Raw genomic sequence first — 26,833 nt, 5'->3', positions numbered from 1 at the left:
CAATTTCCTATTGGTGTATAGGTATAACATTATTTTTCACTTTGGTAACTTCTAAATATTGAATATGGTGTCCGTCACTTTCATGTACTTTAAAGAGGTAACCGTCATTTTCTACCTCTACACCAACAGTTGCGTTGAAGTTTTGTGTAAGAAACCATCCACCAATTGTATCAATATCTTCATTAGGAAAATCTGTATTTAGAAGATTATTAACATCATCTATCAATAATTTTCCATCTAGAATATAATGATCATCATTGATTTTTCGAATTTCGGGAACCTCATCTTCATCAAATTCATCTCGTATTTCCCCAACAATCTCTTCAAGAATGTCTTCAACTGTTACCAATCCAGATGTGCCACCATACTCATCAATTAATATAGCTAAATGCGTTCGATCTTTTTGCATTTTTAACAATAAATCATGTATTGCTATTGTTTCAATTACTTGAATAACCGGATTAATAAATGTATTTATATTGAACTTTTTAGCATTACCCCCATCAGTAAAATGGGAAGTTAACAGTTCCTTTATATTAAGAAAACCAACAATATTGTCTTTATCTCCATCTATAACTGGGTATCTTGTATATCGTTCATTCTTAATAATCTCTACAATTTCTTCATAACTTGTATCAATATCTATAGAAACAATCTCAGTACGAGGAACCATAATCTCTTTTGCAATTCTTTCGTCAAATTCAAAGATATTGTTTACGTACTTTAACTCATTCTTATTAATTTCTCCGCTCTTATAGCTTTCAGACAAAAGCATACGAAGCTCCTCTTCTGAATGAGCTAATTCATGTTCTGATGCAGGTTTTAATCCAAATAAACCTACCAACACACGTGCAGAACCATTTAAGAACCAGATAAATGGATACATTAAACGGTAAAACCAAATAATGGGGTGGGCAAACAGTAATGTTACAGCCTCTGCTTTTTGAATCGCAACTGTTTTAGGGGCAAGTTCACCTACTACAACATGAAGGAACGTAACCAAAGCAAACGCAATACCAAACGATAGAATATGTGTAACGGATTCATTCAAAGCAAAATGTTCAAAAAGAGGATGTAATAGTTTCTCCACAGTCGGTTCCCCTAACCAACCAAGTCCTAATGCTGTAATTGTAATTCCCAATTGACAGGCTGATAGATATTCGTCTAAATGTGTTACAACTTTTTTAGCAGCTACTGCACCTTTATTTCCTTCTGAAATTAACTGATCAATTTTTGAAACACGTACTTTCACAATGGCAAATTCAGTTGCCACGAAGAATGCTGTTAATGCTATTAATACTAAAATTAAAAGTAAATTAATGGTTGTCAATGAGTCGTCTTATAAGTAAGACGTACACCTCCTGGTAATGATATTAATTAGTTGAGCAGTAATAACAATGATTGAATCAAAGACAGACTTTCTTGAGAAACATTCTTTTTTATAAACTCATGATTTTTTAGGTTGCTGTTTTCAAGTTGAGATAAAACCTCTGCTACATCTTTTTCTAATCCTTTTATTTTAAGACGTAACTCCAACACGTCAATTTCTTCTGCGTTTTTGTCAATCATTCTTTTCTTTATGTCGTCTAACGACATTCCTTGTTCTTTACACTTCTCAATATCATTTAACTGTTCAACAGCAGAAATATCGTAATAACGATAATTCGAAGGGGAACGTTCTGCTTTAAGAAGTCCTAAATTAGTATAGTAATCTATTGTTCTTTTTGTAACACCTGTTCTTTCAGCCAGTTCACCGATTTTTAACTTTTCAGTCCCAAAGGATAACCCTCCAAACCATAACGTGATAGTTTGATTATATTTACCAAACGTAGAATTTACAACTAATAAACTGATTATTAATAAATATTTCACAATTTGTTTACAACAAGCTTATTTTTCTTAACCCAATAGCGTAAGAACGTATTTAAAAAGCTGCTCTACGAAGAGCAGCTTTTTAATTATAATCCACTATGCAGCTTGCTTCTCTTCTTTCTTTTCTTTCGTTAAGAACCACCCTGCAGCAGCAATTCCAATTAATACAGTATAGAAGAACAGCTTCCATCCAGTGGAATGGGCAAATTCATAAGAAAGTACACCAACATCAGGATGCCCTAATGTTAACACAGCAAGCTTCACTCCTACCCATCCAACAATTGCAAAAGCCGCTATTTCAAGACCTGGTCTTGAATGAAGTAACTTAACAAAAAGGTTAGCTGCAAAACGCATGATAATTAATCCAATAATTCCACCGGCAAAAATGACAAGAAACTTACCGCCGTCCATTCCACCAATTTGTGGAAGGTTTGTGTTTGGCAGTGTCATAGCAAGGGCTACAGCAGCTAAAATTGAGTCAACTGCAAATGCAATATCAGCTAATTCAACCTTTAAAACAGTTCCCCAAAAACCAGATTTTCCCTTTTTGTTTTCTTCTTCATTTGTTCCCTCTTTCTTTTTGAATACAAGCTTTCTTACTATATGATTTATAGCAATAAATAATAGGTATAGAGCACCTATCGCTTGCACCTGCCACACATCCACTAGGAACGAAATCGCAAAGAGTGAACCAAATCGGAACACAAAGGCTCCCGCTAAACCATAAAAGAGAGCTCTTTTTCTTTCCTCTTCCGGTAAATGCTTAACCATGATTGCTAAAACAAGTGCATTATCTGCTGCTAACAAGCCCTCCAGTGCAACTAATAAGATCAACACCCAACCATACTCCATTAAAATTGAAAGTTCCAAATAATTTCTCCTCCTTATTAACCCTTAATTTATAAATCTCACACTCAGTAAACTTTCAATCTTGAAGGTTACTTTTAGCTCTTACGAACCAATATTTTGACTCACTCCTTTTGTAATGTGAATTTTCCATAAAAAGTTTTTTAGTCTCCGGAAAAAAGAAAAAACCTCTACCGTAAACGGTAAAGGTTTTAATAAAAAGTAAAAGACCTTTACCAATTGGTAAAGGTCTTGCTAACAACCGAACGTTGCCAACAAAGCCGAGAGATACGAAATCTCCGAAATGACGACTTTGCTGTAAAAGCTACTCCCCTTTAGGAGAAACTATTTAGTTAATCAAACTATAAATAAATTATTGGTTTTTGTCAACTACTTTTCATAAAGCTTTTAAAAATTCATTTTTCAACTCTAAAACTTGTTGCATTTAAATATTCATGTTAAACGCACCTATACCTGAAGGACCTCCTCCTACTATAGCTACTTTATATTCCATTGACATCCACCTCTTCTACTTCCAAAATACAAACTAAGCCCTTTCCGGAATATCCCAATGAAACGGATCCTTAAACAACGTCCACTCAGTATCAAATTCATCTCTAGTTAGTAGACATGCATCTAATTGTTTTAATACCTCTTTTTTATTCATATTTGTTCCTATAATAACCAATTGAGTCATACGATCACCGAATTCTGGATCCCATTCAGCTTTAATGTGAGGATTTTCATTTAAAATAAGCTCTTGCTCACCAGCTGCCATAGCGGCCACCCAATAAGCCACTGGTTCTATTACGATAGAAGGGCCAGCTTGTGAGACGGAAAGAGCGAATTTATTTCTTGTAGCACACCAGGCAATTCCCTTTACCCTAACAATATTGTCAGAAAGTGAATGCATGAGCTGATAAAATCGTTCACTATGAAAAGGAAGTCTTCTTTTATAAACAAAGGATGTAATTCCATACTCTTCGGTTTCCGGTTGATGCTCTTTGTGTCCAATTGTAAGCTCTTTTATCCACCCTGCGGATTCACTTGCTTTTTCAAAATCAAAAAGATTTGTATGAAGGATATCTGTTAATTGAATTTTGCCTTTATTTGTTCTAATCATTCTTGCTTCAGGTTGAAGTTTGCGTAGTACCTTTTCTAGATGTGTTAATTCTTCTTCATTTACAAGATCACATTTATTGATAATCAGAACATCACAAAATTCAATTTGATCCAGCAGTAAATCTGCAATTTCACGATCGTCTGCTGCACTCAGTGCTTCTTTTCTATCAAGCAGACTTTCTCCTGATCTAAAATCCTTCCAAAAGCGGTTCGCATCAACAACAGTGACCATCGTATCAAGCTTACAAAAACGGGTCAGATCAATACCCAGTTCCTCATCTATGTATGAAAAGGTTTGAGCAACAGGAACAGGCTCGCTTATCCCTGTTGACTCGATCACGATGTAATCGATGTTCCCCTCTAACGCCAGTTTTTCAACCTCTACAAGCAAGTCTTCTCTGAGGGTACAGCAGATACAACCATTTGACATTTCCACCAATTTCTCTTCTGTTCTTTTTAATCCTCCGCCTTGCTTGATGGTTTCCGCATCAATATTTACTTCACTCATATCATTTACGATAACAGCTACTTTCAAGCCTTCACGATTTTGAAGAATGTGATTTAGTACAGTTGTCTTTCCGGCTCCTAAATAACCACTTAAGACTGTTACAGGAATTTTTTTCATGTATGTAACCTCCTAAATATTTTTATAAACAATCTCCTCTGCAAGAAAAAATCTCTCCTTAAGTTTGTTTCACTCAAGTTTTGAATATATATCAAGATAAAAAAAGCAACTCTTCAAACCTATCTTGTTACGTCATGTAGAGACGTTTCTTTCCTTAAATAAATAGTAGATTTACCTTTACCTTTACAAATCGTTATAATTACGTTTTAAAACCGATGAGTATTTACTCTCTTTCATTATCCCGGAGCTACTTATAAAATGATTCTTCCAATCAAACTACTAAAAAAAAATTAATAGTTTAATTGGAAAAACATTTCGCATGACTCCTGCTTCTATTGACTTACACTTTGGCAACTCTTTTTAGCTATTTATGATACTTCCATACCTTACCTGACAGTTGAGAAATCGATTTATTTGAAGGGGAATCACAAGAAAAAGCATGCGAAGAAATCATTTATTCTCATTTTATTAAAAGTTTATACTATTTATTTACCAGCTTTAAGACAGAAATAACCTGTACTCTTTATCCTCATTCCTAACCCACAAATATTTTTCTACGATCATACGCAAAAAAAATCATCATCACACCTAAGCCGGCACAAATCATGTACATAAATGAATAAGAGTATATATCAGCTATCGGTCCCATTATGAAACTGCCTAATGATACACCTAGGTCTGCCATCGCAATAAATAACCCCAATAACACATTTCGATTATTATGAGGTAATACAAAGCTTAAATACGTGGTTAACGTAGGATACAAAAGAGCCTGAGCAATCCCCATTAAACAAGCACCTACATAAAAAAGAATAGTTCCTCCATTTAAAGCTAATCCCACACACAGTGACGCTATTACTAATAGAAGCATATTTCCCATGATAAAAGATGAATGCCATTTCCCATCAGAGGGGATTTTTTTTCTTAAAGTAAAACGGGAAATGACAACAGTTCCAGCCATAAGCATTAAAAAAACACCAGCGCTACTGCTTTTTAGTTGTGCAGCATATAAAGGTATAAAGGTAGTTATTGCTCCAAATACAATAGAACCTACTAACATCAGAACACTACATTTTAATAAATAAGGATTTTTCACTAACTGACCAAATGAACTGAACATGTTAACGCCATGAACAGGATCTTCTTTTTTCGTTTCTGTCTTGGCTTTATCTATTTTTGTACTATAGCCCACAACCCCAGTAAAGACCGCAATTGATACCATCACTATTGGAAAGTATCCCATTCCCCCGTGCCAAATCCCCAATGCAAGTAGAGGGCCAATAATCCCCGGTATATAGGAAAATAAAGAATAAAGGGAAATTCCCTGAGAGCGATCTTCTTCCGGCAATGCATCAATAATCCCTACCTGTAATGCCATTGAAAAAAAAGCTGTTGAAACACCTTGCAACATACGTGCGACCAAATATCCACCTAGTCCAGTTATCGTATATAAGATTAAAGCTAAACCATTGATAATCAGTATAATTCGTAATATTTTTATCGATCCATGCTTTTGAATAATATGACCTGCCCATGGTCTAAAAAACATGGTCGTAAACATATAAGCTCCCATAATCAGCCCGATTGTTGTATTAGTAGCTCCTAATGATTCTCCTTTTAAAGGAATAAGGACATTTAATAGAGAATTTGCACTAAAATAAAGAAGCACCAATATATACAATCTTAAAAAAGGCCAAGATAATGCTCCATTCACAATTGGTTCCCCTCCGGTTCTATACCAACTCAGACTAGACAGTTGCCACAATTAAATCGTTATAATGGATTGTACTAGTTTTTTTGCATACGCTGACTTAACATCCTTTAAATGTTCAGTTTTAATTATTTCTTCAATCTGACCATCCTTAAAAATGATGACTCTATCACAAATGTAGGCAGCAGCCTGTATATCATGCGTTATAAAAATGTAGCTCATGTTATATATTCTTTTTAAATCCTTTAGTAAGTCAAGAACTTGTATTTGAACTGATACATCCAGAGAACTGATTGACTCATCTAATAAAATGCAGGCTGGTACTGTTGAGATGGCTCTAGCAATACATACCCTTTGAACCTCTCCTCCTGATAGTTCATGGGGGTATTTGTCTCGATAAGACGAAGGCAACCCAACTTGCTTTAGTAGATTAATAACTTTTTCTCTCATCTCTTGTCTACTCTTGTTTTGAATTTTCATCGGCTCCATTATGGCCTCTTCAACAGTAAAGAATGGATTAATAGAAGATTTGTAGTCTTGAAAGACAGCACTTATATAACCTGATCTTGCTCTTCTTTCTACTACATTTTTTTCATTTTAAAAAACATGTCCACGATCAGACCTTTCAATTCCCATGATCAAGCGCCCTAATGTTGATTTTCCGCTTCCACTTTCTCCGATAATACCAAGACATTCGCCACTGTAGCATTCAAAGCTGACATTCTTTAAAACATTTTGCCTTTTTACAGAAAACAATCCACCCTTTTTATAGGATTTCTCAACAGAATCAACTCTGAGCAACTATAACGCCTCCCCCATTATCTTCTTAAAGTGATTGCTTAGAGACACTCTTGTAGATATCAAATATTTCGTATATTCATGTTCGGGTTGAACAAATAAAGCCTCGGTTTTACCTCTTTCTACAATTTCTCCATTCCTCATGACTAGCATGTCATCCGCGATTTTCCTTACAACACCCAAATCATGGGAAATAAATATCATTGAACAACCCATTCTTTCCCGCAATTTCATCAATTGCTCAACTACTTCAAATTGTGAAATTGTATCAAGTGCTGTTGTTGGTTCATCAGCAATAATAATATCAGGCTCCAAGCAAATAGCTAATGCGATCATGATGCGTTGCAGCATTCCACCTGATAATTGATGTGGATATTTGTTCATAATATCTGTTGGATTTTTCAACATCACACTCTTCATAGCAGCTGTTATGTTTTCTTCTATTACTTTTCTACTCCAACCGAAATGTTCTGTTAAGGTTTCTCTTAGATGAACACCAATCACACAGGAGGGATCAAATGCACTCATTCCATTTTGTAAAATCATGCAGAGGTTTCTTCCCCTTTTCTTTCTCATCTCTTTTTCAGAAAGCTGACTGATGTTTTCGCCATTTAACAGGATGTCTCCTGATTGGTGGATAGTGGGCCTATTTAATCTCATGATAGCTCGACAAGTAATAGACTTTCCGCTCCCACTTTCTCCTACAATTGCCAGGCAGTTTCCGCGCTTCAAGTGGAATGAGCTATCTTGGATAATCTTTTTACCAGAATGAGCGTCCCATACTTTCAAGTTGTTTACCTCTAAAATATCCATGATCTAATTAGCCACCTTTTTTTCTTGAACATTCATCTTAGATAACCGCAATTTATGTTTATTAGTGTTTTTAGAGTTTACTAATTTCGGATCTAAAACAACTTGAAGTGCATCAGAAAAGAAATTAAACACAGATACGACAATTATAATAGCTAAACCTGGGGCTATCATTAATTCTGGTCTAGTAAACATTACTTCTCTGGCCTCATTTAACATCATACCCCATTCAGCATGAGGGGCTTGAATTCCTAACCCCAAGAATGAAAAGCCGGAAATTTGCAAAATCATCGATCCCATAGATCCACTAGAAATCACAGCGATATCAGAAAAAGTAACCGGAATAATATGTCTGTAGATAATGTTGATTTCACTTAAACCTGATGCTTTGGCAAATTTGATATAATTTAATTCTGAATATTGCATAACAGAGGTTCTAATAATACGAGCAAACCAAGCCCATTTGATTAATGCAAATGCAATAAGGATGTTTTCAAGACCTACTCCTAAAATACCAATAACAGCCAGCGCCATAACATAACCTGGAAAAGAAAGCATGATATCACATAATCTCATAATGATACCATCAACTTTCCCTCTAAAATATCCAGCAACAAAACCTAAGATTGCTCCGATTAATACGGATATAAAGAGAACAACCAAAACCCCTATTACACTTGGCCGAATACCATAGATTATTCTGGACAGGACACACCTGCCTAGGTGGTCATTTCCAAACAAATATTCCCACGAAGGAGATGCATAGCGCAAGCTCATCTTGACTTCATTAGGATCATGCGGAGCAAATACCGGGGCAAAAATACCAACAATAATGGTCATCAAAATAACAATTAAGGATAGGAAAGCTACCTTATCCTTACGAATGTTTTTCAATATTCTCATTTACACATCATTCCTTAGCTTAGGATTCATTGCAACATTGATAATGTCGGAAAGTGTATTAAACAAAACAAAAGATGCCGCTAGAATGAGAACATACGCCTGAATAATAGGGAAGTCCCTGCTTAGAATGGCATTCACACTCAACGTTCCTAATCCCGGCCAGGCAAAAACATTTTCTACAACAACGGTACTTCCTAATATAATAGGTATGGCCATACCAAATATAGAAATGGTTACTTGCAATGAATTCCTAAGAATATGACTCGTGATTTTCTTCTCTGATAGCCCTGATGCCCTTCCATACAAAACATAGTCCTCATTTAAATTGCTCAGCATAGAGGTTCTTATATTTCTAAAGTAAATACCCGCATAACTAATGGTGATGACAGACACTGGTAAGATATAACTTTTATAAGAATCCATTCCATTTGTTGGCAATAAGTCTAATTTGACTGAAACACACCAAATCAGAATGGATGCTAACAAATATGAAGGCATTGCGGTTAAAAAAAATGAGAATCCTCTGATCGATTTGTCAATCATTTCCCCTTCTTTCAATGCACATGTAACACCTAATAGAATAGAAATAAAAATGATTAAAGACGATGATACGATTGTTAATTTTAACGTGTTTAAAAATGCAGGACCTATTAATGACCACACTGATTCACCATTAATATATGAATCTCCAAAATCCAACTGTAAGGAAGCAAAAAGCCAATCAAAATATTGAAGGATAAATGGCTTATTCATCCCAAACTCTTCTCTCGTTTGCTCTAATAATTTATCTGTTATCTGTGGCACACCTTGAGCTTGTAATACAACTTCAGCAGGATCTAAAGGAGAAAGATTCATTAATACAAACGTCAAAAACGAGATGATAAAAAGTAAAGGTACAGACATGAGTAACCTTTTTATAATATAACTTCCCATAGACAACCTCCTTTTCCATTAAATCTCAACATTTAAATGTATTCGTTTTCTAAATATAGAGAGGGGAATTCCCCCCCTTTCTATTTAAACTCCATTAACTCAAACGGCAGCTCATATTGAGTTTGTTTGAATGATAGTCCATGTAAGCTTTTTGGAGCAACTACGGTCACACTTCCATTTGAAATAGGAATAAAAACAGCTTCTTCATGTACCATTTTAAAAATATCAGCATACAATGATTTTCTTGTTTCCTCATCTGTTGACACCATTACTTCATCAATTTTCCTATACAGTTCGTCTGCATTTTCCATACCTTTGGTCGTATGTAAGTAGGAAGAAGGAGATGTAAAAGCAGCAATTGTACTTTGCGGATCGTAAGCTAGTCCCCACGTCTGATTGAATAATAAATCATAGTCACCCGTTGCCCTTCTATTCGCAATCGAGGTTGACTCCTCACCAATAATCTCCAATCCAACACCAATTTCTTGTAATGAAGCTTGGATAAATTCAGCCTGAGTTTTTTGAGAAGACGAATTGCTATCATAATAGAGGTTCATCACTAACTTTTTGCCAGCTTTTGTTCGAACAACACCACCATTTTCTATTTTCCATCCAGTATCTTCGAGAATCGTTTTCGCTTTTTCTACATCATAGTCTCGTTTCTTTAAATCAACATCAGCATAATTGACGTTCTTAGAAAATAATGTATTGGCTACCGTTTCAGTACCACTCAATATATCCTTTGCAATGGTTTCTCTATCAATTGAATACCAAATTGCTTCACGAACAGCTTTTTCCGTAACAGGATGATCCTTTTTACTACTATTGGCTACAATCATTTTCGTATTCATTGGTTCACTTCTAACAAGTTGGTAATCACCTGAATCAACTAATTGATTCATAGCTTCAACATCAAGGCTATCTGCACCCCGATCATCCGTAAAAGCAAAGTTGACTTCTCCTTTTTTCAAGGCTAAAAACGTCGTTTCCCCTGCTGGAAGAACTTTAGATGTGATCGTCTTTATTTTTGGTGCTCCACCCCAGTACTGTTCATTTGCTTTAAATGTTGCATACTCATCTGTTTTATGTTCAGCTAGAATGTATGGTCCTGTACCGTTAAAACCACTTACCCCATCTTTCGTTCCATCATTAATGAAATCTTTAGGGGATATAAATACATAAGGCCTTGTCATTGATAATTCGACCAAAGTAGGGTAATAAGATTCAGTTAGAACAAGTTCAACTGTATACTCATCTACCACATTCACACGTTCAATTTTTGTAGATAACTTTATCCAAGCATGTTTTTCTGCATTATTTTGTACAGCATCGAAATTTTTCTTCACTGCCTCTGCGTTAAACGGTTCGCCATCATGAAATGTGACATCTTCTCTTAAATGGAATGTGTATGTTTTTCCATCATCTGAAATCTCCCAAGATTCAGCCAGCAATGGTTTGATCCCGTCTTCTGTATTTTCAACCAATGATTCATAGACCTTTCCTTGAGCAGGCATTGAACCAGTGTACAAATGTGGGTTCATATCGTTAACATCTTTTGCAGAAGCATAGACTAGTTCTGCTAAGCTATTATCATCCTTAACACCTTCCTCTTTCTCACTAGAAGAATTTTGTGCAGAGCAGGCAACTAGATTAGAAAAAAACAATACTATTATGGATGCAATCTTTAATTTTTTAACTCTCAATATACTTCTCTCCCTTTTATCGTGGCAAGCTTTAGAGTGATCACTAAAAAATTTACACTAGTAAGAACCCATTCACCTTTATTAAGTAGCAATTACATCTTTAACCTACTTATTATTCCTTTCATAGCCCTCCTTTTCATTCCTTAAACCAAAATCATTACGATTTACCTTATAAAGATCGATAATTATCATAGGTAATCTACAGAATAAATCGTAATGATTACTATTAAAAATGGTACTAATGAATAAAAAATACGTCAACTACTTTTTGTTACTTTTACCATTTATAACATTTAAAGGGATATTCCATGACCGGTAAATTTTCTAAACTATAAACTCATTAACAATTCGTTCTGCTGCTTTTCTTGCTCCTGAAATATTTCTTGATACCGGGCCAATTTCCAGTTCTGCTAATGGTCCTGAGACAAATAGATGAGAACACCATTCGAGCTTTTGATTGACAATTGGATACCCACAAGTAGCACATTTCAAATTTTCTGTTTCAATCAATGATTTTAACCAGCCTTCTTCCGGAAGATTGGAATCGAATCCCGTGGCTAGTAAGACTGTTTGAGCAGCGAGCTGAGTACCGCTTTTAAGGTGTAAAACACTAGTCTGCTCCTGGGAACTAGTCGTTAGCACTTCATCATACATCACTTGTAATACCCCTTCTTTTTCTAGTCTGATTATTTTTTGATAAACATCATTTGGCATGGAGCCTCTGTTACGAGCATGCCTAATATGTTCTCTACGCAAACCATAGTCAGTTATCTTTAAAAATGAATTCATATACTTTGGACCTAACCATCCCGGATCACTATCAAAACCGTGAACACGTATATTATGCCTGCTAAGAAGTGTAACTTTTCCTGGAAACATGCTACAAAGACTAATAACTGTGTGTGCTGCTGTAATTCCTCCACCCACTACAACGATAGATGGTGTTAATTCACTTAGGTTCTTAAGTTCCTCACTAAAAATATGTAGAACGTCATTCGATGATGCTTTTGCCCACTCAGGCATATGCAATTTTTCATTCACGCTCACACTAAGAACAAGATTTTTCGTCATAAATGATTCACCATCATCTGTTTGAACGATCCAGTTATCAGAATCTCGATAAACAGAAATCACCCTTCCTTGCTTCCAAGCTTTTTTTAACTGAACTTCCTGAAAAACCATATCACAATGTTCATCAAATAAATGAAGTGAAGGCCGTTTATATTGACCATAAAAAGCTCTATAGTCATTTGGTTTCTTAAAATGTTGCAGACTAAATACAGGAACATCAATATGATGGACAGATGGTGAACGCAAATACTCCATACCAATTTTTCGAGTATTTGTCCTCCATTTCTCCATCGGCTCTTGATGAGGATCAATGATAAGAAGTTTTTCAATTGTTGTTTTTTTATTTTTAATTAAGTAATTCCCAATTGTACAACCATGAATTCCTCCACCTATAATTATCCACTCATACATAATAATTCTCCTTTAAATTTAAACCGTAATCATTACGTTTTGAATTGTACTATATTTGTTAAGATAAGAGCAAATTTTTATCATCAACTCCTAAACGATGTCTATAAAAAATTGGCTCTGTTGATTCCTATTCTTGAGGTACGAAATGTTATATTTGCATTTTGTTCAAAGATAGAATAAGATAAAACTCAAATCGTAATCATTACGTTTTAATAAGTTGTATAAGGAGTTGTTTACTAATGGCAAAAAAGTCGAAAATTGCAAAAGAAAGAAAACGGCAAGACATGGTTAAAAAATATGCAGAAATACGAAAAGAGTTAAAAGAAAAGGGCGACTATGAAGCATTAAAAAAGTTACCAAGAGACTCAGCCCCTTCCCGATTGCATAACAGATGTGAAATTACCGGAAGACCTAGAGGTTATCTTCGTAAATTTAAGATGTCTCGAATTGCTTTTCGGGAATTAGCTCATAAAGGTCACCTACCTGGCATCAAAAAATCAAGCTGGTAACATCAATTAAAAAGAATTTAATTAATAACTCTATTAGAAACATTCTAAAATTCGTACTAACAGCTACTGTTATGGAGGTATATATTTATGGCAACATGGAATTTAAACAACACTATTCATCATGTTCTTATTTGTAATGGTAGCAGTTGCACTCATGTTGGCGCTGAGGACCTAACCCAGGAAATACGAAGAGAAATTTCTGAAAGAGGCTTAGATGATAGAATTCACACAACACGAACTAGATGTAATGGGAGATGCCACGATAAGTGTGTTGTTATTAACTACCCTCATGGACATTGGTATAAGGACTTGCTACCAGATGATGCTCCTTTGTTTATTGACTCCCTGCTTTATAATGAGGATTATACAGGAAAAATTAGTCATTCTTATAATGGTCAAGGATTTGACCGTTCACCGGAAGTAGTGACCGGTATTTCTAAAGATCGGGAAAAAGCAAACAAAATGTCAAAATAACAGAAAGAATATGAATCGTTATCAGGAAGAAGGTGAAGACTTTTCATGCTCGACCAAATGTATCGACAGGTTATCTTAGATCATTATCGACAAAAACGCAATTTCAAAGAATTATTAAGTGAAAATGTTCTTAAAGTGCATTATAAAAACCCAACTTGTGGGGATGTGATCACCCTGTTTATTGAAATCGAACAGTACTTTATAAAAAATGTAACCTTCCTTGGTGAAGGGTGCAGCATAAGTATGGCATCTTCTTCTATGATGACAGAGTTGATTCAAAACAAATCAATAAGAGAGATTACCTTAATAAGAAGAGAATTTGAAGGGTTGATTCGTACTGGAAAGTTGACAAATGAACAAATTGATTTTGGAGATAGTATCTCCCTGCAGGGTGTTCATCAATTTAAGGCAAGACATAATTGTGCGTTAATGCCTTGGCAAGCATTAGATAAAGTTTTTAAAGATGAGGCGGAATACCGTCCGTTCCAATAAACCATGAAACAAGGACAGTCCCACAGGTATTCTTATAGACTGTCCTTTGAAAAAACTATGAAAAAATATAGGGGTTTTTGGGCGAATCTATGTTATTCACCGCTTTTATATGAATAACTGGTATATACTCTTGATTCTCTTCCAAGACCTTCAATGTCCCCTTTATCCGAACCCATGTATTATTCATTAGGTCAAACTCATTGCTATTCTCAAGAATAAATCCACTTGCATGTGCATCAGCTACACAGTGTGTAACTTGAAATCTAGCAATCACTTTTTCTCTTTTGGACATGAATTGATCTTCTGCTATAAACCCTTCTATCTCTATTTCCTTTCCCTCAAAAACTTCAGGGTATTCCGATATCACCCCCATATATTCAGTAAAACCGGTATGATCCATACGAATGAGATGCTGACTCATAAGAGTTTTTATGCGACCATTCGCTAGTTCATTTCCACTAGGCCTCTGATGATCAAGACCGGAGTATTGAATGCCACGCTTCAGTGCTTCCTCAGCCCCAAAGGTTTTATAAGGCATCATAAACCCTGTTAAAAGTGGAATCGAAATAATTCCTATAGACAATATCATTTTAAGAGAAACATCCTTTTCTTCGTGTTGACATCCCCAAGGGCCGCAATTACTATGATCATCCTCAGCTTCAAGTGGTCTAAAAATACGGGGAACTTGAAAGAAAAAAAGAATCAAAAAGATAACAGAAACGAACTGACTAAAACGAAGATAATTAGGATGGATAAAATGAGTCACTTCACCCGATTGATGCAAAATGAAAATAAAACTGGCAAATAGCAATAGAATAATAGCCTTTATTGCTTGTCTCTTTTGTAGGGTCATGAAGTAGCCTCTCCTTTATATAAATCGGTGTGCTAGTAATAATACAGCAAGCACAGTAGCCGAAATGAGTATCGTCAACGTTATGACGAAACGAAAGTTAAAAACAGACATTAACATGATTGTATTCTTTAAATCTAGCATGGGACCATAGATTAAAAAGCCAAGTAAAGAGGTTTTCGGAAGAAGGTGATCAAAAGATGCTGCAATAAATGCATCCGCTTCAGAACATAGAGATAATAGATAAGCAAGTCCCATCATGACGAGAGTTGATCCTACTAAACCATCTCCTAGTTCTACAATAGACTTTGTTGTAATAAACGTTTGAACAAAGGCTGCTAATACTGCTCCAATAATTAAAAACTTCCCCATATCAAAAAATTCATCAATAGCATGTTCGACCATAGACCGTAATCGCATTAGTAATGGTTGCTTTACCTGTTCTTGAGCTTCAGAATGAAAAGAATTCTTCGTTATTTTCAATTGATTTTTTTTAAACAGTACACAGATCATAGCTGTTATCATTATAGCAGTGATTAATCCTAATACCATTCGTAATAAAGCCATTTTTGGATCCTCACCAAAAGCCATATAGGTAGAGAAAATAACAATTGGATTAATTAATGGTCCTGTAAGCAAAAAACCAACACCCGCAAAAAGAGGCATTCCTTTTCCAACCAACCTGCGAACAATTGGAACAATTCCACATTCACATGCGGGAAATAATGCACCTACAAGACAACTCATGATAATTGCTAGAAACTTGTTACGAGGGATGAATCTCCTAATTTGTTCTTCTGATACAAATACCTGAATAATTCCTGAGATCATAACACCAAGTAAAACAAACGGAAGTGCTTCTAGTAAGATACTAATAAAAACTACATTGAAGGTTAGTAAAGAGTCTAAAAAAAAAGATTCACTTAGCTTTATCCCCTTTTGAAAATAAAAGAGCAAAAAGCAAGAGCCAAGAAAAGCAAAGCCTATTAATTCACTATTGGCTTTTGTCCTCATTTTATAAGTCCTCTGCTTATTATCTTCACAGATAATACCTCCCTAATTTCATCCTCTATTCGCCCCGATTACTGCGAACTATAAAAGAAGAAGCCAACCATTTTATGTTAGCTCCCTTTTGTCTCGTAAAGCTCTAGTCACTTTTATTTTTCAACATATATCGGTTCTTTAAATGATTTTTCCCAATCTTGTTTTATTTCTTCCGCATTAAGATTGACTCCGATCATGACTAGATAACATTCACCACTAAATGTTGAAGGCTCCCAATTCACTCGGTTCATAACACATTGCATTAAATATGTGCCTTCTTTAACAGAAAGGTATCCCTTTGCTCGAAGCAACTGATTTTTCCATCTTTTTAAAAACTTCTCTATTTGTTTTGTTGTTGCTTGTGTTGTAAGTGGAAGAGAGATGCTTTTAATTCGGGAAAAGGATGGTCTTGTATCGTTTTCATTTTGCATCTCTTCATTTCTTGTTATTTTCTGCCTCTTTATTCCCGAACTGTTACTGAAAAATAATTCGTTTATATCTACTTTACTAAAAGTTGTGTAAATCATAGGTGATGTTGTATTTTCCTTTCTTACAAGCTTTTCTACCTTTTTCTTCTTAGCTTCCGATACTAAATCCGTCTTATTGATAATAAGAGTATCAGCCACATTTATTTGTTTTCTTGTTGTTCTAACAAGATCACGGTCCGACTCAAACACATTATTATAAGCAAGTACATTTTCCGCATCCACAATAGTTATGACTTTTTCTAAGTAAAGAAGATGAAGAAGATCGGGCTCTGTTAAAGAATCTACAACCTCTTCTGGATCTGCCACTCCTGTTAGCTCAATAAAGAGCACATCTGGTTTACGACTAAGAAGAGTCTTTAGATAATCAGTTACTTCATTTTTTTTATTACAGCACATACAACCATCTAGTAATTTTTCTAGATGACTATTTTTTAACATAGTTGATATACTTTCTCCATCTGTATCTGTTTTACCAATTTCATTCATTAAAACTGCTGGGTTTATATTCTTTTCACTGCATGTATGTAGTAATCGCTTTAACAAAGTTGTTTTTCCACTTCCTAAAAATCCACTTACTATATAAACTGGTATTTTCCCCATCACTTTCCCTCCTATCTAACACTCTACATATATACCAAACACAAATCGAAATTATTCCTATTAGAGTAAAGTTTCTGTTTAATATTAGAAGAAACATGCTACAAATAAGAATGGAAAAAAAAGAAGCTGATTCACATTAAGGAATCAGCTTCTTTTTAAGAAAGAAAGAGATAATACTTTTTGTCTCTTTCATTATTTGTGTTGAATTGTCGGGTATAATCAATCCACTTGTATCTATTCATTTTCTCTTCTAGTTTAGAGTTTATTTCATCCTCAATTTGATGCATGAGCTTTAGTGTTTCATCAATGGTTAGATGAAAACGTTTAGCTGCTTGATGGTGTGGGGACTGTTCTTTAAGAAGAGTTAAAAACTGTTCCTTTGAATTCGATTGCTGTGCCAAGCTATCCTCTACACCTTCAATGAATTGATATAGCTTTCTTTTCTTGCTTGGAAGAGAAGCAATAATACTTTTCGCAAATAGCTCCATCATTTTATCGTTCATCAATATTTCCCTATTAGTTGTTCTTCTTCATACTGTATTTTTGTAAGAATCGATCCACTCTTCCACCTTTATCAGTGAATTTTTGTACCCCTGTATAAAATGGATGAGTGTCAGAACTAATCTCCACCTTTATTAGTGGGTATGTATGTCCGTCCTCCCACTCAATTGTTTCGTTTGAGCGTTTTGTAGAACCTGTTAAAAATTTAAAGCCACTGTTCGTGTCCATAAATACCACTTTTTGATAGTCAGGATGTATATTTGGTTTCACTATAATCACCTCATCTATTATTCAAATCGAAATCGTTACGATTTAATTAAATTATAATACCATGCGATCCTAAAGTCAAATGTCCTTAGTTGTAAAGTTCCAGCTCCCGTGACAATGTCATAACTACATTCACTACACACTTAAGGTTCTGTTTTTTATAGCAGTGAGAAAATGAATCATACTTATATTGTTTACATAACCGAATTTTGAGTGTAGAATACAAATCGTAATCATTACTATTTACAAACATTAAATAAACTATTAACTGTGAAGTAGCTATCAATTCTTCAATTTTTGAAAGCTAGTATGTTATCCAAGACATATAAACCAAATTATTTTACAAAACCAAATGTTAGGAGTTTTAACCATGCATACAAAACCTTATTTATTAACCTCGATGCTGACAGTAGGTCTTCTATTAACAGGATGCGGCAATCAAGAAAATCAATTAACAAACGCTACAGAAAGCAACGATGATAACAGTAATAAAATTGAAGTATACACAACCATTTTCCCATTAGAGGATTTCACGAAAAAAATTGGTGGGGATGAGATTACAGTCACTAGTGTTTACCCTCCAAATGTTGATGCTCATATATATGAGCCAACAGTTAAAACAATGAAAAACATCGCTGACTCTGATCTATTTGTCTATACAGGTGCTGGTGTAGAAGGTTTTGTCGAACAAGCTGAAGAGGCGTTACAGAAAGAGGACGTTCTCATATTAAAAGCAGCCGAGGGTATTGAACTACTTAAAACAACTGAACACTCACATGAAGATAACGCTACTCATGAGGAAGAACATTCACATGAAAATGAAGCTGCTCATGAGGAAGAACATTCACATGAAGAGGATGCCGCTCATGATGAAAAACATGCACATGAAGAGGATGCTGCTCATGATGAAAAACATGCACATGAAGAGGATGCCGCTCATGATGAAGAGCATGCACATGAAGAGGATGCCACTCATGATGAAGAGCATCACCATCACGGAGATCAAGATCCACATGTTTGGCTTGATCCAATGCGCTCTATTAAACTAGCAGAAAACATTAAAAATGCACTAATAGAAATAAAGCCAGAATCAAAGGAAACATTTGAGGAAAATTTCACAAAACTAAAAGCCGATTTAACTGCTCTAGATCAAACATTCCATGAAACTCTCGAAAATTCAAAAACAAAATACATTTTAGTTTCTCATGCTGCTTACGGATATTGGCAGGATCGATATGGCCTTGAACAAATTGCAATAGCTGGTCTTTCTCCTTCCCAAGAACCTAGTCAACAACAACTTACGGAAATTATTACAGAATCCGAAGAACATGGTCTAAAATACGTTTTATTTGAACAGAATGTACAATCTAACGTAGCAAAAGTCATCCAAGATGAAATCGGTGCTAAGTCGCTTACCCTTCATAATCTTGAATCCGTTACAGAAGAAAACATAATAAATAAGGAAGATTATTTTAGTATTATGGAGAAAAATGTTGAAATACTTGAAACAGTGTTAAATTAATAAAGTGATGAATTATTAAAATTATGCCTAGATACAATATTTATTTATTATCCATGTTTATATAAGTCACTATTATCCTATTCAAGAATGGGAGATTTAATTGTTAAATTAGTGAACTGTATATTTCTAATAACTTAAAAAAGCTTTAGTTCCTTACATACCAAGGAACTAAAGCTTCTCACTCTGATGATTCGAGAGGGATTCGAACCCCCGCCCCTACCCTGTCAAAATTGGGTGGGGAATTAATAGAGTTAAATGTAGTAAAACTTAGTTAAATAAGTATTGATATATCAACGTTTTGGCTGGTGGTTATAAAATAAATTAATTAAAATCAATGAAATAAAATAAGTCTGTGCAATTTTTGTGCAATTTGGAGTATGTGGTCAGAGCTCAAATTTATCTACTAGCATATAAGCGAAGCGCCTTGCATAATTGGGAGCACTCTTTACAACACAAACTACTTATAGATAGACAAAAATATTCAATTCATATAAAAACACAGTAACTTCCTCAAAAACTTAGTAAAAATATTTAATATAAAAATGAAGAAGCTGCCCAAAATAGGCAGCCTTTTCCATTTTCATACTTGAACTTGAAGTTCATGAAGTTCATTCTGTTTTTGTTCATGTCTAATCTTAGCCTGAGCCGCTGCTAGGCGTGCAAGCGGTACACGATATGGTGAACAGCTTACATAATCCAAGCCTACATCATGGCAGAATTGAATTGATTTCTTTTCTCCTCCATGTTCTCCGCAAATACCTGTTTTTAATTCCAGCTTCTTTCCCCTTCCTAGCTTAACACCCGTTTCAACTAGTTTTCCTACTCCTTCTTGGTCAAGGGAAACGAATGGATTTGCTGGAAGTACCTTGTTTTCAATATAAGTTTGTAAGAATTTTCCCTCTGCGTCATCACGACTGTATCCAAATGTTGTTTGCGTTAGGTCATTTGTTCCGAATGAGAAAAAGTCTGCTTCTTCAGCAATTTGGTCTGCAGTTAAGGCTGCACGTGGTACTTCTACCATCGTACCGATTAAGTAGCTAAATGTTAGCCCCTTTTCTTCCTCAACTTGCACTCCAGCATTGACCACTAATTGCCTCATTTCTTTTAACTCATTCACATGACCAACTAATGGAATCATGATTTCTGGTTTTACATCGATTCCTTTATCCATTACGTTCGCAATGGCATAAAATATCGCTTTTGCTTGCATCACGTAAATTTCCGGAAAAATCATTCCTAATCGGCATCCACGATGACCTAGCATCGGATTAAATTCATCCAATTGTCGTACTTTTCTTAATAACTGTTCTTTTTCTTTTAACTCCCTTGAACTTGAATTGGTTAATTGAAGTTTGGTAACCTCAACTAACAGTTCTTCCTTATCAGGTAAAAATTCGTGAAGAGGCGGATCTAATAAACGAATGGTGACAGGATTTCCTTGCATCGCTTCAAAAATTCCCTCAAAGTCCTCTTGTTGCATTGGTAATAACTTGTCTAATGCATGTTCGCGTTCCTGATTAGTTTCTGCAAGAATCATTTCTTGGACAATTGGGATTCGACTAGCATCCATAAACATATGCTCTGTTCGGCATAATCCAATTCCACCTGCTCCAAATTCAAGAGCTTTTTTGGCATCAACTGGATTGTCCGCATTTGCTCTAACACCAAGTTTTCGTTCCTGATCTGCCCATGAAAGCAACAATTGAAATTCATCTGAAAGCTGTGGTTCGATCATCGGAATTTCTCCTAACATGATTTCACCTGTTGAACCATCAATTGTAATGATATCACCTTGTTTTACAATCGTTTCTCCTACTTTAAATTGCTTTGACTTTAAATCAATCTTTAATGATTCACATCCACAAATGCATGCTTTTCCCATACCTCTTGCCACAACGGCTGCATGGCTTGTCATTCCTCCGCGGCTAGTAACAGTGGCTTCGGCTGCAACAATTCCATGAATATCATCAGGTGTTGTTTCTGGACGAACAAGAATGACCTTCTTTTTCTCATCTTTCGCCATTTTCTCAGCTTCATCTGCATCAAATACGACTTCTCCAGTTGCTGCACCAGGGGAAGCTGGTAAACCTTTCGCTAATTGCTTTCGTACATATGAATCATCGATGCGACGATGGAGAAGTTGATCAAGCTGATCAGGATCTACACGTAGAATCGCTTCCTGCTTGCTAATGATTTGTTCTTTTACTAATTCAACAGCTATTCTAATTCCTGCTTGAGCTGTTCTTTTTCCGGTACGTGTTTGTAGAATAAAAAGTTCTCCCCGTTCCACAGTAAACTCAATATCCTGCATGTCTTCATAATGGTTTTCAAGGAGGTGACATGTTTGGGTAAACTGCTGATATACGTTTGGCATCTCTTCTTGAAGAGAAATAATTGGTTGAGGTGTACGAATTCCGGCAACTACGTCCTCACCTTGAGCATTGATCAAATATTCACCGTAAAGCTTTGCTTCCCCTGTAGATGGATTACGTGTAAAAGCTACTCCAGTGCCAGAATTGCTGCCCATATTTCCGAAAACCATACTTTGAATGTTCACTGCAGTTCCAAGATGACCGGGAATATTCTGAAGACGGCGATATACAATAGCACGTTGATTATTCCAAGAATCAAAAACAGCACGAATGGAAAGGAATAACTGCTCTTTTGGATTCTCAGGAAAGGCCCTTTTCGAATGCTTAGCAACAATTCTCTTGTATCCTGTAATGACCTCTTTCCAATCTTCTGCAGACATTTCAGGATCTGAGTGATATCCTTTTTCTTCCCTAACTTCATCCAAGAATTGTTCAAAATAAAAGCTATCAACTTTTAGGACAACATCACTAAACATTTGGATAAATCGACGGTAAGAATCATACGCAAAGCGCGGGTTATTCGTCAGATTTGCCAGTCCCACGACCGTTTCGTCATTTATTCCAAGATTTAAAATCGTATCCATCATTCCCGGCATCGAATGAACGGCTCCAGATCTTACAGAAACTAGCAACGGATTTGCTGGATCTCCGAACTTTTTACCGGTTTTTCCTTCAAGGGTTGTAAGCGCTTGTAAAATTTGAAAATCAATCTCTGATGAAATTGATTTTCCAGCTTCATAGTAAGTATTGCAGGTCTCTGTTGTAATGGTAAACCCATAAGGAACAGGTAAACCAATCTTTGTCATTTCAGCTAGATTTGCTCCCTTTCCTCCTAGTAGTTCCCTTTTTCCACTATCCCCTTCATCAAACATATACACAAACTTACCCATGAAATACAGCCCCTTTCTTTTTTAACATCTCTAATATCAAATCAGCCGTCTCTTCGATTGCTTTGTTTGAAACATTAATAACGGGACAACCGATTTTTTTCATAATTTTTTCTGCATATTCTAATTCTGTAAGAATCCGGTCATAATTCGCATAATTCGCTTGGGTTGTTAATCCTATATTTTTTAATCGCTCCATGCGAATTTCATTCAGTTTATCTGGTGTTATGATTAACCCAACACATTTGTTCTTGGGAATATCAAAAAGTTCATCAGGAGGTGCTACTTCTGGAACTAAAGGTACATTTGCCACCTTAAACCGCTTATGGGCCAAATACATTGAAAGCGGTGTCTTTGATGTTCTAGAAACGCCAATTAAGACAATATCTGCATGCCTAATTCCTCTAACATCCTGACCATCATCATATCTAACTGCGAACTCAACTGCTTCTACTCTACGAAAATAGTTTTCATCTAATTTCCTCATTAGTCTTGGTTGATGTACTGGGTCTGTATTTAAATTTTTTATAAATGCATCCATTAGCGGATTCATTAAATCAATAGCACGAATTCCTGCTTCCCTTGCTCGCTCATCAAGATACTGCTTCAAAGATGGAATGACAATTGTATAGGCAATAATGGAGTGATTATATTTGGCGGCAATAATGATATTATCAAGATCTTTCATATCTTCAACATAAGAAATATGCTTGATTTCAACTTCTACACTATTAAATTGAGATGCAACTGCTTTTACCATCAGCTCAGCTGTTTCGCCAACAGAATCAGATACTACATAAACTATTTCCTTTTTATTCACATCCGACCTCCTATTCACTCTTTTAATTGTTTAACAGAACAAATGTGTTATACTAATAAATAAATATGTCATACCATTTGATTAAATAGTATTCTACCATTAAAAATAATAAGTTACAATCCTTTTCTTTCATTCTAACTAAGAAAATTCATAATTATTTTTCAAGTAATAAAAGAAGTAAATAAGCGACATTGAGATGCTAATACAAATAACAAGGTCGCTTATTGTTGTTACTATTTTTGTTTTATTATGAAATGTAAAACCTCAAAAGCTACCATATAAATTTTCATAACCAATCTCGCCGTTATTTATCGTTAACTAAAATATACGTTGCTTTAATTGGCCCATGAACGCCCACTACTAAGTTCATTTCAATATCAGCTGAGTTACTTGGTCCTGTTATGAAATTTACGCAAGAAGCAATTTCTTCCCCCTTGTTAATGTTCTCATGAATTTCTTGGGAAACTTGAGTTATTCTTGGCACAATCGTACTCTTCGGTATGATTGCAATGTACGTAGCCGGTAACAGGCTTACGGAACGACCCTTCCCAGTGTCGCTAAATAGGACAACGGTTCCTGATTCTGCAAGTGTTTTATCACTGAAGGTAATCCCCACGTTTGCTTGTTCTGCTAACTCGATATTTTTCTTTCCAAGCGATGGATTCCATAAACTAACATCGACATCTTCACTTGGCCACTCCTCATGTAGTAAATGAGTCAGCCCAAATTCAGTAAACCGATCGTCATTCCACGTTATAATAGGACCTCCTCCAAATTCTTTAACAACGTTTTTTAAAACGGTTACTAAATCTACTGACGTTGTTTCAACAAATTGAGTTTGGATCCGCCGGCACTGCTCCTTTAAAACATCAACAAGCTGATCTTGTGACAAACCTTGTAAAACATCCCATTGCGGTTGATGCTTCCATTCTGGTAGCGTTACACCTTCCGTTCTTTGCTCTCGTCCAAGCTGTGAGGCAATCTTATTTAAAAAAGTTTCTTGATTTTGAATTGATCCTCCTGTCATTGCTCGCCCCCCTCCTTATCACGGTTCTTAAACCAGTCACGGAATCTCTTATTTTCAGGAGCCGGAAAATCCCGAATCTCAGTCCACGCCTTTAGTGGACCAGGACCTTTCGAAATTTTTGCATTCACTGCAAAAGGGCTCATTGCAGTAGGTGCTAGTCTTGAACCTAAATTGTAAAGAGGAGTTGACGCAGAACCTAGTCCAAAAGCCTTCATCGCAAATTTTTCAGAAATCGGTGCTTTCCCTTCTCTTTCAACAATAACCTGACGATGTTTGTGGAGTAATTCGTGCAATGGAATCTTGACTGGACAAACTTCTGTACAGGCTCCGCAAAGTGTAGATGCATATGGAAGCTCCTTATACTCTTCGTAGCCACCGAGTAGCGGTGAAAGAACCGCTCCAATTGGTCCTGAATAAATTGAACCATAGGAATGCCCTCCGACATGACGGTAAACCGGACAAACATTCACACATGCAGCACAACGGATGCATTGTAAAATAGATTGGAATTCTGTTCCTAATATTTTTGAGCGACCATTATCCACAATGACAACGTGAAAATCTTCAGGTCCGTCTACATCTCCAGCTTGCTTCGGACCTGTTAATGCGGTTACATAACTTGTCAATTTCTGCCCTACAGCACTTCTGGTTAACAAGCTCACTAAAACTTCAAATTCAGCAAAAGTTGGTACAATCCGCTCCATTCCCATAACAGTAATTTGTGTCTTAGGAAGGGCTGAGACTAGTCTTGCATTACCTTCATTTGTCACAAGACTTATCGAACCTGATTCCGCTATCGCAAAGTTACAACCAGTCACACCGATATCAGCTGATAAAAATTCTTTTCTTAACATTTCACGTGCATGTAATGCAAGCTCCTCAGGCTTTTCTGTTTTTGTATAGGCTAATTTTTCTTTAAATACATCACGGATTTGTTCTTTGTTTTTATGTAGTGCAGGAGTAACTATATGGGAAGGCGGATCATGGTCATCCACCTGTAAAATATACTCTCCTAGGTCTGTCTCAATGACTTCACATCCCTCTTCTTCTAAACATTGATTCATATTAATTTCTTCCGTTACCATTGATTTGGATTTAACAATCTTTTTACCATTCTTTTTCTTAATAACATCTTTTATATATTGATTTGCTTCATCAGGAGTTTCTGCAAAAAAGACATGTCCTCCACGTTCAGCAACCTTTTCACTAAATTGCTTTAAATAGTAATCAAGATTATCGAGCGTATGTTGGCGAATTTCTTCACCAAGTGCCCGCCACTCTTCCCAGTTACCGAGTTCTTTTGCCGCTTCAATTCGTCTTGTGCTAAGGCGTTCTTGTGCACCAGAGACTGCCCCGCGCATAAACGTATTATTAATGCCATTCTCAACACGTTCTTTAAACTCGCCTGTTCCGATTTTCATCGCCATTAACTTCCATCTCCCTTCTTATTTGCTATTCAAAACTTCTGCGATATGCATTACCTTAATTGGCTTGCCTTGTCGTTCAATTCGTCCGCCGATGTTCAGCAAACACCCGCAATCTGCGCCAATTAAATAGTCTGCTTCAGTCTCCTCAACCTTTTTAACCTTCTCATCAACCATTTGCTCAGAGATATTACCCATTTTCACTGAAAAGGTACCACCAAACCCACAGCAATCATGACTATTACTTAGTGGTATGTATTCTAAGCCTTCTACATTTTCTAAAAGTTTAGTAGGTGCTTCCCTTACTCCTAATAAACGAGTCATATGACATGATTTGTGCAATGTTGCTTTCCCCTTGAGCTTTGCCCCAACATTTTCTACTTTCAGTACATCAACAATAAACTGTGTCAGCTCATACGTTCTATTAGCAAGTTTGATGGCTCGTTCCTCCCACAAAGCATCCCCTGCAAAAACATGTGGGTATTCACGAAACATTGTTGCACATGATCCAGAAGGGGTTACAACATACTCCGAATTCTCAAAGGTTTGTATCATTCGCTTCATCGCTTCCTTCGAATCTTTTACATACCCACTGTTATATGCCGGTTGTCCGCAGCATATTTGTTTTTCTGGAAAATCAACCTCACAGCCTAATCTCTCAAGCAGTTCAACGGTTGCTCTTCCAACCGATGTTTCAAACATATCTACTAAACAAGTAACAAATAATGTCACTTTCATGATTATCACCTCA

At 35.8% G+C, this 26,833-nt stretch carries 24 protein-coding genes and 1 pseudogene; 4 read left to right on the top strand and 21 right to left on the bottom strand.

Translation table 11 applies throughout. The features are described from left to right. Positions 1 to 7: 7 nt before the first annotated feature. The 11 genes and pseudogenes from COD11_RS05870 to COD11_RS05820 form a co-directional block, all read right to left on the bottom strand. Positions 8 to 1,330 (bottom strand): hemolysin family protein, encoded by a 1,323-nt coding sequence (locus COD11_RS05870; protein ID WP_098795827.1) that lies wholly within the window; start codon positions 1,328 to 1,330, stop codon positions 8 to 10. Between the two features lie 47 nt (positions 1,331 to 1,377). Further along, positions 1,378 to 1,758, bottom strand: coding sequence for a MerR family transcriptional regulator (locus COD11_RS05865; protein WP_442920033.1), 381 nt, complete (start codon positions 1,756 to 1,758; stop codon positions 1,378 to 1,380). A gap of 210 nt (positions 1,759 to 1,968) precedes the next feature. Further along, entirely contained in the window at positions 1,969 to 2,724 is a 756-nt protein-coding gene (locus COD11_RS05860) for a TerC family protein (protein ID WP_442920032.1), read from the bottom strand. A gap of 541 nt (positions 2,725 to 3,265) precedes the next feature. Continuing rightward, a complete protein-coding gene (locus tag COD11_RS05855; RefSeq protein ID WP_098795825.1) occupies positions 3,266 to 4,465 on the bottom strand; it encodes a GTP-binding protein in 1,200 nt (399 codons plus the stop codon). A gap of 535 nt (positions 4,466 to 5,000) precedes the next feature. Then, a complete protein-coding gene (cntE, locus tag COD11_RS05850) occupies positions 5,001 to 6,179 on the bottom strand; it encodes a staphylopine family metallophore export MFS transporter CntE (protein ID WP_098795824.1) in 1,179 nt (392 codons plus the stop codon). Positions 6,180 to 6,230: 51 nt separating this feature from the next. Further along, positions 6,231 to 6,977, bottom strand: a pseudogene (locus tag COD11_RS05845) (ABC transporter ATP-binding protein). Then, the gene (gene cntD / locus COD11_RS05840; protein ID WP_098795823.1) at positions 6,978 to 7,787 is read right to left on the bottom strand and encodes a staphylopine uptake ABC transporter ATP-binding protein CntD; all 810 of its coding nucleotides are present in this window, start codon (positions 7,785 to 7,787) and stop codon (positions 6,978 to 6,980) included. It abuts the pseudogene before it with no gap. A 3-nt stretch (positions 7,788 to 7,790) separates the two neighbouring features. Next, positions 7,791 to 8,687: a staphylopine uptake ABC transporter permease subunit CntC gene (cntC, locus tag COD11_RS05835; protein WP_098795822.1), complete on the bottom strand. Its 897-nt coding sequence runs from the start codon at positions 8,685 to 8,687 to the stop codon at positions 7,791 to 7,793. Then, a complete protein-coding gene (gene opp1B, locus COD11_RS05830) occupies positions 8,688 to 9,620 on the bottom strand; it encodes a nickel/cobalt ABC transporter permease (RefSeq protein WP_098795821.1) in 933 nt (310 codons plus the stop codon). 80 nt (positions 9,621 to 9,700) lie between these two features. Then, positions 9,701 to 11,323, bottom strand: coding sequence for a staphylopine-dependent metal ABC transporter substrate-binding lipoprotein (gene cntA, locus COD11_RS05825; RefSeq protein ID WP_098795820.1), 1,623 nt, complete (start codon positions 11,321 to 11,323; stop codon positions 9,701 to 9,703). A gap of 324 nt (positions 11,324 to 11,647) precedes the next feature. Next, the gene (locus COD11_RS05820) at positions 11,648 to 12,805 is read right to left on the bottom strand and encodes an FAD/NAD(P)-binding protein (protein WP_098795819.1); all 1,158 of its coding nucleotides are present in this window, start codon (positions 12,803 to 12,805) and stop codon (positions 11,648 to 11,650) included. A 239-nt stretch (positions 12,806 to 13,044) separates the two neighbouring features. Between COD11_RS05820 and rpsN the strand changes: the two genes are divergently transcribed. From rpsN to sufU, 3 genes are all read left to right on the top strand, one after another. After that, entirely contained in the window at positions 13,045 to 13,314 is a 270-nt protein-coding gene (gene rpsN, locus COD11_RS05815) for a 30S ribosomal protein S14 (RefSeq protein ID WP_098795818.1), read from the top strand. Between the two features lie 87 nt (positions 13,315 to 13,401). Further along, complete coding sequence (locus COD11_RS05810) at positions 13,402 to 13,788, top strand: (2Fe-2S) ferredoxin domain-containing protein (protein WP_098795817.1); 387 nt, start codon at positions 13,402 to 13,404, stop codon at positions 13,786 to 13,788. Between the two features lie 45 nt (positions 13,789 to 13,833). Then, complete coding sequence (sufU, locus tag COD11_RS05805; protein WP_098795816.1) at positions 13,834 to 14,280, top strand: Fe-S cluster assembly sulfur transfer protein SufU; 447 nt, start codon at positions 13,834 to 13,836, stop codon at positions 14,278 to 14,280. A 55-nt stretch (positions 14,281 to 14,335) separates the two neighbouring features. On the opposite strand, the gene COD11_RS05800 is transcribed toward sufU, so the two are convergent. From COD11_RS05800 to COD11_RS05780, 5 genes are all read right to left on the bottom strand, one after another. After that, complete coding sequence (locus tag COD11_RS05800) at positions 14,336 to 15,133, bottom strand: TIGR03943 family putative permease subunit (RefSeq protein ID WP_098795815.1); 798 nt, start codon at positions 15,131 to 15,133, stop codon at positions 14,336 to 14,338. Positions 15,134 to 15,148: 15 nt separating this feature from the next. Beyond that, a complete protein-coding gene (locus tag COD11_RS05795) occupies positions 15,149 to 16,144 on the bottom strand; it encodes a permease (RefSeq protein ID WP_098795814.1) in 996 nt (331 codons plus the stop codon). A gap of 143 nt (positions 16,145 to 16,287) precedes the next feature. After that, the gene (locus COD11_RS05790; RefSeq protein WP_098795813.1) at positions 16,288 to 17,262 is read right to left on the bottom strand and encodes a CobW family GTP-binding protein; all 975 of its coding nucleotides are present in this window, start codon (positions 17,260 to 17,262) and stop codon (positions 16,288 to 16,290) included. Positions 17,263 to 17,417: 155 nt separating this feature from the next. Further along, the gene (locus COD11_RS05785; RefSeq protein WP_176550994.1) at positions 17,418 to 17,765 is read right to left on the bottom strand and encodes a hypothetical protein; all 348 of its coding nucleotides are present in this window, start codon (positions 17,763 to 17,765) and stop codon (positions 17,418 to 17,420) included. 13 nt (positions 17,766 to 17,778) lie between these two features. Then, positions 17,779 to 18,033 (bottom strand): type B 50S ribosomal protein L31, encoded by a 255-nt coding sequence (locus tag COD11_RS05780; protein WP_098795812.1) that lies wholly within the window; start codon positions 18,031 to 18,033, stop codon positions 17,779 to 17,781. A gap of 367 nt (positions 18,034 to 18,400) precedes the next feature. Here COD11_RS05780 and COD11_RS05775 point away from each other — a divergent pair, with 367 nt between their 5' ends. Further along, entirely contained in the window at positions 18,401 to 19,552 is a 1,152-nt protein-coding gene (locus COD11_RS05775) for a metal ABC transporter solute-binding protein, Zn/Mn family (RefSeq protein ID WP_098795811.1), read from the top strand. A gap of 580 nt (positions 19,553 to 20,132) precedes the next feature. Here the strand turns inward: COD11_RS05775 and ppdK are convergent. From ppdK to COD11_RS05750, 5 genes are all read right to left on the bottom strand, one after another. Next, positions 20,133 to 22,814: a pyruvate, phosphate dikinase gene (gene ppdK / locus COD11_RS05770; protein WP_098795810.1), complete on the bottom strand. Its 2,682-nt coding sequence runs from the start codon at positions 22,812 to 22,814 to the stop codon at positions 20,133 to 20,135. Next, the gene (locus tag COD11_RS05765) at positions 22,807 to 23,631 is read right to left on the bottom strand and encodes a pyruvate, water dikinase regulatory protein (protein WP_098795809.1); all 825 of its coding nucleotides are present in this window, start codon (positions 23,629 to 23,631) and stop codon (positions 22,807 to 22,809) included. Before COD11_RS05765 ends, ppdK begins: the two co-directional genes overlap by 8 nt. Positions 23,632 to 23,935: 304 nt before the next feature. Then, positions 23,936 to 24,658, bottom strand: a complete 723-nt coding sequence (locus COD11_RS05760; protein WP_098795808.1) for a LutC/YkgG family protein — start codon at positions 24,656 to 24,658, stop codon at positions 23,936 to 23,938. Then, on the bottom strand, positions 24,655 to 26,085 hold the full coding sequence (locus COD11_RS05755) for a LutB/LldF family L-lactate oxidation iron-sulfur protein (protein ID WP_098795807.1): 1,431 nt from the start codon (positions 26,083 to 26,085) through the stop codon (positions 24,655 to 24,657). Before COD11_RS05755 ends, COD11_RS05760 begins: the two co-directional genes overlap by 4 nt. Before the next feature lie 18 nt (positions 26,086 to 26,103). Further along, entirely contained in the window at positions 26,104 to 26,820 is a 717-nt protein-coding gene (locus COD11_RS05750; RefSeq protein ID WP_098795806.1) for a (Fe-S)-binding protein, read from the bottom strand. Positions 26,821 to 26,833: the final 13 nt, after the last annotated feature.

This window comes from Bacillus sp. AFS040349 (assembly GCF_002577655.1).
GTDB lineage: Bacteria > Bacillota > Bacilli > Bacillales > Bacillaceae > Metabacillus.
Note: the sequence above shows the minus strand (reverse complement) of the source record. Positions and strands in the feature narration are given on the sequence as shown.